This window comes from Streptomyces sp. 35G-GA-8, assembly GCF_023534745.1.
Lineage (GTDB): Bacteria > Actinomycetota > Actinomycetes > Streptomycetales > Streptomycetaceae > Streptomyces.
In genome coordinates this window covers 163,255-174,224 of the sequence record NZ_JAMHJQ010000003.1, presented here as the reverse complement: position 1 = coordinate 174,224, position 10,970 = coordinate 163,255, and the positions used below count along the sequence as shown (strand labels likewise).

The following is a 10,970-nucleotide window of genomic DNA, read 5'->3' as shown; positions in this document are numbered from 1 at the left end:
CCGCTACCCCGTGCGGCGCCGGCGTCTGGCCGCGAACACGGCGGCCCCGCCGATGAGAACCACGAGTGCGCCGCCCGCCACGACGGGCGTCAGCGATCCCGCGTCATGCCGCGCGTCGGCCGCCGGATCGGCGTCGACGACCTTGGCGCCGGTGCTGGGCGCCGCCGCCGCTTCCGCTTCCCGGGTCGCGGTGGCATCGGCCGTCGGGCTGGTGGAGGACACGGAGGGGGACGGCTTGGCCGACGGCGTGGGCGACGGGCTCGTCGGCGGCTTCGCCGAAGGGGACGAAGGCGTGGACGGCTCCGGCTTCCGCCGCTCGGGGGCCGGTCCGGTGTCCGTGCCGGGCGGCAGCGCGGGCGCGCGATCGGTCGCCGGGGGACTGGCGATGTCCCCGGTGGGCTTGGTGTTGTGGGCGCGCAGTTGGTCGGGGGTGACCTGGGGGCGGCCTTCGGTGCCCTCGATATTGGTGCCGCCGAAGATCCACAGGTCGACGCTGCCCGGCTTCGGCTTGTAGAGCATGGCACCGAGCTGGCTGTACTGCCATGTGTTGGCGCCCGGGTCGGCGTGCCAGTACGACCAGTAGGCGGAGGCCGGTGGGGTCAGAACGCAGTCGTCCTGCTGCGGCGTCGGGTACTGCTTGCCCTTCTGGTAACCGCTGTATCCGATACGGCAGATGAAGGCCGGGCCGTCGTGTCCGGTGCCGGTGGTGCGCCAGCCGCCCTGGTTGAGCAGTTCGTACCCAGTGGTGGGTGTCGTACCGCAGGAACGGTAGATGGGGCCGCCCCAGTGGCTGAAGTCGACGGCGAGGACGGCCCCCGAGGCGGTGGTGCACCGGCCCATGGGCTGCGGGTCGGCCGCGGCGGTGGTGGGGGCCGTGGTCAGGGCCGCGACGGCCATGCCGAGTGCGGCCAGGGCGTGTACGGCTCGCCGCCGGAGCGAAGAAGTCACCGCTGCTCCCCGGTGGCCGTACGGCGACGGGTGACGACGACCGTGCGCCAGCCGGCACCGATCAGTACGGCCGCGCCCGCCGCGAGGAGGCCGACCTGTGCGCCGGTGGAGGCGAGCGCTCCGCCGCCGGAGCCCGCGGTGTCGACGTCGCCGTCCGGGCCGCCCGCCGTGTCCCCGGGGGTGACGATGGCGGGGGTGGAGGATGTCGGGCTGGGCGTGGGCCGGGGCGTGGTGCCATCGAGGCTGCGGGCCAGGACACCGAACGAGATGCCGGTGGATCCGCCGACCGCCTGGGTGGACGCGCGCAGGTCGGAACCGCGCTGGCCTTCCTTGGCGATGTTGAAGCCGCCGTCGCCGTTCTGCTGGGAGGCCAGGAACTTCCGTGCCTTCGCGATCTCGGAGCCATACGTCCGCGCGTCGAGTGAGAGGCCCTGGATCGCCAGCGCCGCCGAATTCACGGAGTTGCCCGCCGCTCCGGGGAAGCCGCCGTCCGGAAGCTGCTCGTTCGCGATCCAGTGCAGTGCCTTGCCGACGGCCTCGTCGGCCTTCTCGTCCCCGACCAGATCCAGGGCCATGGCCGCGATCGCGGTGGAGTCGACATCGGAGTCGTCGGTGGAGGGGATCAGGCTGGGCCACGCGCCACTGTCGTGCTGCAGGCTCGCCAGATACCCGATCGGTTTCTGAGCCGCCGCCGTCTCGTCGGCGCGCAACTGGGCCATGAGCGCGAGGGACTGGGCGAAGACGGACGGGGCGTGGGTATAGGCCCCTGGGGCCGCACAACTGCGGTCCGGTGCCTCGCTCTCCGCCGTACAGACCGCCTTGCCGAGGGCGGCGATCACATCGTGGCCGCCGAAGTCGCGCGGGTCACGGCCGACGGCCTCGGCCAGCAGCGCGGTCTTCCCGAGCGAGCCTCCGGCGGCGTACTTCGTGCCCACACCGGTCCAGTCGTGGACGGTGCGTCCTTCGGCGTCCTTGCCGCCCTTGTCGAGGAAGTCGACGATCCCGCGCAGTTTGTCGTTGTTCAGACCGGTGGCGGCGAGCGCGTAGGCGCCGTCGATGGTCAGACCGAAGTCGGCGCGGTTCGAGCCGGGACCCACCTCGTAGTACTGGCCCTGCTTGAGGTTGGCCGAGCGGGTGAGGTAGGCAACGCCCTTGCGGAGGTCGGGCCCCTCACCGGGAGGCGGGGTGGGTGGCCCGGTGGCCGGCGGGTCCGTGGCCGGCGGGTCGGTCGGGTCGGGTCTCTTCGTCGTCAGGCGCACGAGATCGGTGTCCGCGCCCGCGAGGACGGCGGGGGCCGTCGGGTAGACGAAGGCGTCGGTGGCGTCCTCCTCGAAGCCGAAGCCGCCGTTGTCCAACTGCTGGCGCGACAGCCAGGCGACACCGGTGTCCGCCTGCGCGGTGTCGCCGAGGGAACGCAGCGCCTGTGCCGCGTACGCGGTGGCCGTGACGCTGCCGACCGTGGCGCCGGTGTAGCCGGGGAACGAACCGTCCTCCCGCTGTGCCTTCTTCAGGTAGGTCCTGGCCTTGGCCACGGCCGCGTCGTGGCCGCCCGCTGCACGCAGGGCGAGGGTCACGAGGCCGGTGGTGGCGGGGTCGCCGTCGCAGTACTCACCGGGACGGATGAGGATGCTGGTGATCCCGCCGTCGTCGCACTGCACCTGAGTCAGCCGGTCGACGGCCGCGGCCGGTGGTTCGGCGTCGGCCCGCAGCAGCGCCAGTACGGACAGCGCCTGCCCATCGGCGTAGGTGGCGTTGCGGAAGTCGCCCTTGGCGGTGCACCCCGGGGTGGCGTTACCGGACTCCGGACCGGCGGCGCAGACGTTGTCCGTCAGATCGCCGATCAGGTCATGGCCGCCGACGTCACGCGGGTCGCCCTCGGTGATCTCGGCGAGCAGCGCCAGGCGCGCGGCGGCGCCGGCGTCCGGAGCCTGGTCCGCGCCGGCCGGGTAGGCATAGTCGTCGGTATGGGCGGCGAGGAAGGCGGTGACCTTGTCGAGGGTCGCGCTCTTGCCGTCCGCGGCGGCCAGTGCGTACGCGCTCTCGGTGGTCAGCGGGTAGTTGGGGGTGTCCGCGCCGTCGTCGACGATGCGTTCACCGTCCTTCAGGGCGTCCCTGACCCACTGGGCGGCGGCCGGTACATCGATCTCGCCGGCGGGAACCGTGGGTGTGCCGCCGGGGCCGGGTGTCGTGCCGCCACCTCGGGCACGGACCTCGTCCGGGGTGAAGGTCGGCTTACCGGTGGTGCCACCGACATCGGTGCTGCCGAACACCCAGGCGTCCACGTCGCCGTCCTTCGGTATCCGGCTCATGGCGCCGTACGGGCTGTACGTCCACTTGTCCTGACCGGGCGAGGCGATCCAGTACGACCAGTAGGCCTTGGCGGACGGGGTGCGGACGCAGGACTCCGTCTCCTCGGTCGGGTACTGGCTGCCGGAGCCGAAGCCGATACGGCAGATGAAGGCCGGCCCGTCGTGCTGGGTACCCGTGGTGGTGAAGCCGCCCTCATGGAGGAGTTCGTAACCGGTGGTCGGCGTGGTGTCGCAGCCGCGCTCGACCTTTCCGCCGAACGGCCCAAAGTCGACGGCGACGACGGCGCCCTTGGTGGCGGTGCAGCTGTCGAGAGGATCCGCCGCCGCGTCGCTGACGGTGAGGAACGTCACGCACGCGAGGAACGTGAGGCATATCGCCGATATCAACGCCAGGCCACCGGCGGCACCAGGCCGCCGGCCTCTTCGTCGTACGGTCCCCACCACGCCCCCTCGTTCCGTGTCCGCCTGAACAGGAACGTGGTTGAGGGGCCTCCACCGCACGGCGGGGCCGCGTGACAGGGCTGATCGACCACGCCGTAGTCCGCGACGGCGCTTCTCGCTGCAGATCGTGTCCCAGGCATTCCGGCTCGCCCGGCGAGAACCGGGCCTACGGTTGCGGGTCAGCGCCGGACTTCGACCGGCTTCCCCTGGAACTCAGTGCATATCAGGCGGATTTGAGCACGATGAGGCGGACGACGTCAAGACGCGCCGACAAGAGACCCGGTGTGAGATCCGATGAGCGGGAGCGGGCGGTCCCGTGTGTCTGGCGGGAGCCGCGCCCCTCGGGTAGCGTCCTGCGCTGCCACATGGGGGAACCCGGTGAGAATCCGGGGCTGACGCGCAGCGGTATGGCACGACGGGGGTCGTGCCGAGCCCGAATGCCCATGCGGCGGTGCACCACAGGAAGCCGGTCCACGCGTTCGGGCGGCGGCCCTGCCTGCTGCTTCCCCGCGTGGAGAGGACACAGGTCCGGTCGGCGCCCCTCATTCCCAGGAGCAGGCCATGCCCCGTCCTTCGTCCTCCCGCCGTCTGGCGTTCACGGCGTCCGCCGCCATTGGCGCGTTCTGTCTGACCGTGCTCCCCTCGGCGGCCACCTCCACCCCCGCGCAGATCGCGACCTCGAAAACCAATGGCGTCGCCTACCTCAAATCCCTCCAGGGCGCCGACGGTTCATACGCCGGCTCGGGACTGTCGAACGAGTGGGCGTTCAGCGCGCTCGCCGCCGCCGGCACGGCGGCCGTCGATGTCACGCCGGGTGGGGATACGACGAAGAACGCGAGAACCGTCTATCGCAGCCTCCTGTCCACCGCGAGCTGGCCGTCCGCGTCGCCGGTGGTCACCGACTACGAGCGTGCGACCCTCAACGCCTACGCCGCGGGTATCGACCCGGCCCGCGTCTCCGCCTCCCGCAACCTGATCGCCGACATCTACGGCTACTGGCAGAACGCCGAACCCGGCTACTTCGGCCCGTCCGCCAATTTCAACGGCACCGTCTTCGCCGCACTCGCCCTCGGCGGGGCCAGGACACAGGCGGGCGCTCAGCGCATACCCCAGTCCCTGCGGGACTCGCTGATCACCCGTATCCGGGCCAACCAGCACAACGACGGAGGCTGGAACTTCAGCAAGGCCGAGGGCAATCCGGATCAGCTCGGCGCCGTGAGCGACATCGATATGACAGGGGCCGCGATGGCCGCCCTCTGTGTCTCCGGCGTACCGAACACCGATACGGACATCGCCCAGGCCAAGGCGTTCCTCAAGAGCAAGCTGATCGCGAACAGCGGTGCCTTCAACGCCATGTTCGGCGTCAACACGGACTCCAACGGCTGGGCCGTCTCCGGTCTGAACGCCTGTGGCATCAATCCGCAGACCGGGGACTTCCTCACCTCCGCGGGCAAGACCCCGGTGGATTTCCTCATCGCCCAGCAGTTCAACCCCGGCGGGGGCTTCAAATATCTGCCGAGTGACACTGTGCCGTCCGCCTACGCCTCCATCGACGGGCTGCGTGCCGTGGCGGGCGGCGGCTTCACCGCCACTCCCCCGACCCCGGTCACCAGCGGCGCGCCCCAGTGGGTCGCGCAGAGCACCTTCACCGCAGGCACGGCGGCGAAGCTCGCCCTGACCGTGGACGACGGCGCCGGGAACATGAAGGTCTGCTCCGTCTCCCTCACCCCGACCGCGACCACGACCACGCTGGGAGCCGTGCTGGACGCGGCGGTCGGCGCGGGCACCCCGGCGGGCTGCGTGACGGCCGTGACGCCGTCGTCCGGCACGGGCACGGTCACCGCGCTCAACGGCAAGGCCAACAACGGCGCCAATACCTGGCAGGTCAGTACCGACGGATCGGCCTTCGCCGCGGCGACCCGGGGCAAGGTCATCAACGCGGGCGACACCATCGCGCTGCGCTGGGGCGCGTGACCGGCATCCGGCACTGAAGCGCCCTCCCGGTGCGGTCGGGCCCACACGGGGCCCGGCCGCACCGGCATCATCTCCGCACGATCGCCGCGCCCTCTCCCGGTGACTCCTCCACCGCCCGCCGACAGTTCCAACCGGCTACGCCTGCACATACACTTGCGTCCGCCGGAATCCCCCTGTTGACCTGGGACAACGCCGTCCTGTGGCCGGCCGGGCCAGTGAGGAGCGCATACCGTGTTCTATTACGTGCTGAAATATGTGCTGCTGGGGCCCCTGTTGCGGCTGCTGTTCCGGCCCCGTATCGAGGGCCTTGAGCACATACCCGCCGACGGTGCCGCGATCATCGCGGGCAACCATCTGTCGTTCTCCGATCACTTTCTGATGCCGGCCATTCTCAAGCGGCGCATCACTTTTCTCGCCAAGGCCGAGTACTTCACCGGCCCCGGGCTGAAGGGGCGGCTGACGGCCTTCTTCTTCCGCGGCGCCGGGCAGATCCCGGTGGACCGGTCGGGGAAGGAGGCCGGGCAGGCGGCGATCCGGGAAGGGCTCGGGGTGCTGGCCAAGGACGAGTTGCTGGGGATCTATCCGGAGGGCACCCGCTCGCACGACGGCCGGCTCTACAAGGGCAAGGTCGGAGTCGCCGTGATGGCGATCAGGGCGGGCGTGCCGGTGGTGCCGTGCGCCATGGTCGGTACGTTCGAGATCCAGCCGCCCGGCCAGGTCGTGCCGCGGATCAAGCGGGTGACGATCCGGTTCGGTGAACCGCTGGAGTTCGCGCGCTACGCGGGTCTGGAGAACGAGAAGGCGGCGGTCCGTGCGGTCACCGACGAGATCATGTACGCGATCCTCGGGCTCTCCGGGCAGGAGTACGTCGACCGTTACGCGGCCGAGGTGAAGGCGGAGCTGGCGAACGCGGAGGCGGCCAGGAAATTCCCGAGGCTGCGCCGCTGAGAGCGGAATCGCCACCGGTGAACGCCCCTGGCCGTGCGGCTTCCCGCACCTCTAACGTCCCCGTATGACCAGGGGAAACGTAGTGGTGATCGGTGCGACGGGACAGACAGGGCGGGTCGCCGTGCGGGCGCTCGCCGAGGACGGCTGGGAGGTGCGGGCGGCCTCGCGCGGCGGTGGCCGGGACGAGCGGTGGCCGCGGGAGGTACGCGCGGTACGGCTGGACCGTGAGGATGACGCGGCGCTGGCCGCGGTGATCGGCGACGGCTGCGATGTGGTCGTGGACCTGGTCGCGTTCGGGCGGACCCACGCCCGCCAGCTGACCGGGCTCGCCGGCCGGATCGGCTCGGCGGTCGTCATCTCCAGTGGCTCGGTGTACGAGGACGATCGGGGCCGGGGCTTCGACACCCAGGACAGGCCCGACGGCGGCCCGCGCTATCCGGTGCCGATACCGGAGACTCAGCGGACCGTGGCGCCCGGCGAGGCGACGTACAGTACGCGAAAGGTGCTGCTGGAGCGCGAGTTGCTGGCGGCGGGCGACACCCTGCCGGTGACGCTGCTGCGGGCGGGCGCGATCCACGGCCCCTACTGCCGCACCCCGCGTGAGCTGTACTTCGTCAAACGGCTGCTGGACGGCCGCCGTCGGCGCGTACTGGCGTACGGCGGCCGGAGCCGCTTCCATCCGGTCCATGTCGGCAACCTCGCCGAGCTGATCAGGCTGGCGGCGGCGCGCCCCGGCTCCCGGGTGCTCAACGCCGCCGACCCCGGGGCCCCGACCGTCGCGGAGATCGGCGCGGCGATCGACAAGGTGCTGGACCGCGAGACCGAGACGGTACTCGCGGAGGGGGCGCCGGTGGACGGTGTCGGCGACACCCCCTGGACGCTGGAGCATCCCGTGGTCTACGACATGGCCGCCGCGGAGCGGGAGTTGGGGTACCGGCCGGTCACGGACTACGCCGAGTCCCTGCCCGGGACCGTCGACTGGCTCACCGAGCGTCTGCGCGGCCGGGACTGGACGGACGCGTTCCCCAAGATGGTCCAGAACTATGGCCGGGACGGGCTCTTCGACTACGCGGCGGAGGACGCCTGGCTGGCGCGGTACGACCGGACGGCCGGCTAGGGCCTGAAACGGTGGACGGGGGCGACCGGCGTACCGGTCACCCCCGTCCTCATGCCCCGGGTCCTACGGCTTGGGCGTGGCGTGCGGAGCGCACGTCACATCGGCGCTGTCCAGCGCCCCCGTCAGCAGATAGGCCTCCACCCGGTCGTTGATGCACGGGTTCAGCACATTGGTGATGCCGTGCGAACCGGCGTCGCGCTCGGTGATCAGACGCGATCCCTTGAAGCGCTTGTGCAGCTCGACGGCGCCCGCGTACGGCGTGGCGGCGTCCCGCGTGGACTGCGTGATCAGCACCGGCGGCAGCCCCTTGCCGGTCTTGACCTCCACCGGGGTCCCCTGCTTGCTGCCCCAGGTGGCGCACGGCAGGTTCATCCAGGCGTTGGACCAGGTGAGGAACGGGTGGTCGCGGTGGAGCCGGGTGTTGTCCCGGTCCCACTGCCGCCAGCTCGTCGGCCACTTGGCGTCGGCGCACTCGACGGCGGTGTAGACCGCGTTGCCGTTCTCGGACTTGGCGTTGCCCACCGTGTCCGTCATGTCGGGGGCGGCCGCGTCGATCAGCGCCTGCGTGTCACCGGCGAGGTACTTGCTCCAGACCGAGGCGACGGGGACCCAGCTGGAGTCGTAGTACGGAGCGCTCTGGAACAGGCTGAGCAGTTCGGCCGGTCCCACCACGCCGCCGATGGGGTTCTTCTTCGCGGTGGCGCGAAGGGTCTCCCACTGCTTCTCGACCTGGGCGACGGTGGTCCCGATGTGGAAGGACGCGTCGTTCTTGGCGACCCACGCCATCCAGTCCTGGAAGCGGGTTTCGAAGGCGACGTCCTGGTCCAGGTTGGCCTGGTACCAGATCTTCTCCTTCGACGGGTTGACCACACTGTCGACGACCATGCGGCGCACATGCGACGGGAAGAGCGTGCCGTAGACCGCGCCGAGGTAGGTGCCGTACGAGACGCCGACGTAGTTGAGCTTCTTGTCGCCGAGCGCCGCCCGGATGACATCCAGGTCGCGCGCGGTGTTGGGCGTCGTCATGTGCGGCAGCATCCAGCCGCTGCGCTCCTGGCAGCCGTCCGCGTACTCGGCGGCCAGCTTGCGCTGTGCGCGCTTGTCGGCCTCGCTGTCGGGGACGGGGTCCAGCTTCGGCGCCTTGACGAACTCCTGCGGGTCGACGCAGGAGATGGGCGTCGAGTGGCCCACTCCGCGCGGGTCGAACCCGACGAAGTCGTAGGCCTTCGCGGCGTCGGCCCAGATGGCGTTCTTGGTGACGACGCGGCGCGGGAAGGCCATGCCGGAGCCGCCGGGACCGCCCGGGTTGTAGACCAGGGAACCCTGGCGCTCCTGCTGGGTGCCGGTGTTGCCGATCCGGTCGACGGCGATCTTGATCTGCCGGCCGTTGGGCTTCGCGTAGTCGAGCGGGACGCTCACCCAGCCGCACTGGATGGGCTTTTCCAGTGCCCAGTCAGCCGGGCAGTCCTGCCAGTCGATGCCCTTCTTCGCGGCCCGCTCGGCGGCGACCGTGGCGCCGTACGCCGCCGGGTCGCCCTGGTGGCGGCCGTCGGCGGTGGCCGCCGGGGCGGCTATCGCGCCCGCTATGAGCGTTCCCGTGAGCAGCGTGCCGGCCGAGCCGAGCACTGCGGTGCGTCTCAAGTGGAACCTCCCCCTCAGTGGTGCGCCGCCTGCGGCAACGCGTTCGATTCGTTCCCGGGATCCTTTCGTCTGTGTGGTCGCTGAGAACAGGCCACCCGGCCATTTCTTTACCGAACCAATAACCGGTACGCGCTGTCCCGCTCAGCGGTACGCGGCGAAGGATCCGTGGTTCAGGTGGTCGCGCAGCACCTCGTCCAGGAGCCGCCGCAGCCGCAGGGCGTCCGGGGCGACCGCCGTGACGAGCGCCCCGGGTCCGGCGAGCGGGGTGAGTACGGCGGTGTCGCCCAGCAGCCGCGGCGCCCTCGGCTTCTCCTCGAACTCCGGTGCCACGAGCAGGAGTTGACCGACGGCCGGATAGCCGCCGAGGACCGCTCCGCCGTCCCAGCCGCCGGCCGCGCCGGGTCCGTGGGCGAGTTCCTGGTCGAGCAGCGGGCGTCCGGCGCGGTGGACGGTGAGCCGGGTCAGCAGCGTGCCGGGCCCCTCGCCGTGCCGGCCGAGGATCTGCTCGTCGCGCAGCACCAGCCGGGCGGTGGCGGCGAGTTCGACGCGGGTACGCATCCGCAGATCGCTGCCGTACGCCGAGATGAGCTGCTCCGGAAGCCAGTGCAGCTCACCGCCCTCCCCCACGGTCAGCCGCACGTCGTAGTGGGCGGGTTCGGCCGTGCGCCCCGGCAGGGCGACGGTCGCCGCCGCCGCGTCCACGGTGAGCCGCGCGCCGTCCCGTACCTCGGCCTCGATCGCGAGCCGGTCGCCGCCGAGCGGTGCGCTCATGGCGCCGACGACGGTGACCCGGGCGCCCGCCCCGGTGGCCCGGGTGCGGCGCGGGGCCAGCGGTCCCTCACCGGTCAGTACGGGCAGTCCCGCCCGGGTGGCGACGATACGGGCGGTGGCGTGGACGCTCATGCGGTCCAGTCGGCGAGCCGCGCGAGCACCCAGTCCGCGATGGGCCGCACCCCGTCCGCACCGGTCAACGAGGTGAAGGCGACGGGCAGTTCGCCGCGCTGCTCCTTGGCGTCGCGGGCCATCCTGCCGAGGTCGGAGCCGACGTACGGCGCGAGGTCCGTCTTGTTGATCACGAGCAGATCGGCGGTGGTGACACCGGGCCCGCCCTTGCGCGGGATGTCGTCGCCGCCCGCCACGTCGATGACGAAGATCTGGGCGTCCACGAGGCCCTTGGAGAACGTCGCGGTGAGATTGTCGCCGCCGGACTCGACGAGAATCAGATCGAGCGGGCCGACGGCGTCCTCCAGATCCTCGACGGCTTCCAGGTTGGCGGAGATGTCGTCGCGGATCGCGGTGTGCGGGCAGGCGCCGGTCTCGACCGCCTGGATGCGCTCGGGAGGCAGCACCGCGTGACGGAGCAGGAACTCCGCGTCCTCGCGGGTGTAGATGTCGTTGGTGACGACGGCGAGCGACAGCCGCTCACGCAGCGCCCGGCAGAGCGCGGCGACTGTCGCGGTCTTGCCCGAGCCGACGGGCCCGCCGAGGCCGACCCGCAGAGCGCGCCGCCTGCCGTCGGGGCGCAGGGCGTCGGCACTGACAGCGGCCGGGCCCGGGTGGCTGTGATCGAGATGCATGGTGCGGCTCCTGTT

General features: G+C 71.4%; 8 protein-coding genes and 2 riboswitches. Of the genes, 3 read left to right on the top strand and 5 right to left on the bottom strand.

Going from position 1 to position 10,970, the window contains the following annotated elements; genetic code table 11:
• Positions 1-3: 3 nt before the first annotated feature.
• Positions 4-897: a hypothetical protein gene (locus M1203_RS07270; protein ID WP_249949067.1), complete on the bottom strand. Its 894-nt coding sequence runs from the start codon at positions 895-897 to the stop codon at positions 4-6.
• 47 nt (positions 898-944) lie between these two features.
• Positions 945-3,698, bottom strand: a complete 2,754-nt coding sequence (locus M1203_RS07265; protein ID WP_249948688.1) for a prenyltransferase/squalene oxidase repeat-containing protein — start codon at positions 3,696-3,698, stop codon at positions 945-947.
• Positions 3,699-3,811: 113 nt separating this feature from the next.
• A riboswitch (cobalamin riboswitch) is annotated at positions 3,812-3,958 on the bottom strand.
• Between the two features lie 108 nt (positions 3,959-4,066).
• Positions 4,067-4,141: riboswitch (cobalamin riboswitch) on the top strand.
• A 118-nt stretch (positions 4,142-4,259) separates the two neighbouring features.
• Here M1203_RS07265 and M1203_RS07260 point away from each other — a divergent pair.
• The 3 genes from M1203_RS07260 (at position 4,260) to M1203_RS07250 (ending at position 7,737) form a co-directional block, all read left to right on the top strand.
• Positions 4,260-5,672: a hypothetical protein gene (locus M1203_RS07260; protein ID WP_249948687.1), complete on the top strand. Its 1,413-nt coding sequence runs from the start codon at positions 4,260-4,262 to the stop codon at positions 5,670-5,672.
• 231 nt (positions 5,673-5,903) lie between these two features.
• A complete protein-coding gene (locus tag M1203_RS07255; RefSeq protein WP_249948686.1) occupies positions 5,904-6,620 on the top strand; it encodes a lysophospholipid acyltransferase family protein in 717 nt (238 codons plus the stop codon).
• A gap of 85 nt (positions 6,621-6,705) precedes the next feature.
• Positions 6,706-7,737 (top strand): NAD-dependent epimerase/dehydratase family protein, encoded by a 1,032-nt coding sequence (locus tag M1203_RS07250; protein WP_249949066.1) that lies wholly within the window; start codon positions 6,706-6,708, stop codon positions 7,735-7,737.
• A 63-nt stretch (positions 7,738-7,800) separates the two neighbouring features.
• Here M1203_RS07250 and M1203_RS07245 read toward each other — a convergent pair whose 3' ends face one another.
• From M1203_RS07245 to ureG, 3 genes are all read right to left on the bottom strand, one after another.
• Positions 7,801-9,378 (bottom strand): alpha/beta hydrolase, encoded by a 1,578-nt coding sequence (locus M1203_RS07245; protein WP_249948685.1) that lies wholly within the window; start codon positions 9,376-9,378, stop codon positions 7,801-7,803.
• A gap of 141 nt (positions 9,379-9,519) precedes the next feature.
• Positions 9,520-10,281: an urease accessory protein UreD gene (locus M1203_RS07240; RefSeq protein ID WP_249948684.1), complete on the bottom strand. Its 762-nt coding sequence runs from the start codon at positions 10,279-10,281 to the stop codon at positions 9,520-9,522.
• Positions 10,278-10,955: an urease accessory protein UreG gene (ureG, locus tag M1203_RS07235; protein WP_249948683.1), complete on the bottom strand. Its 678-nt coding sequence runs from the start codon at positions 10,953-10,955 to the stop codon at positions 10,278-10,280. Before ureG ends, M1203_RS07240 begins: the two co-directional genes overlap by 4 nt.
• Positions 10,956-10,970: the final 15 nt, after the last annotated feature.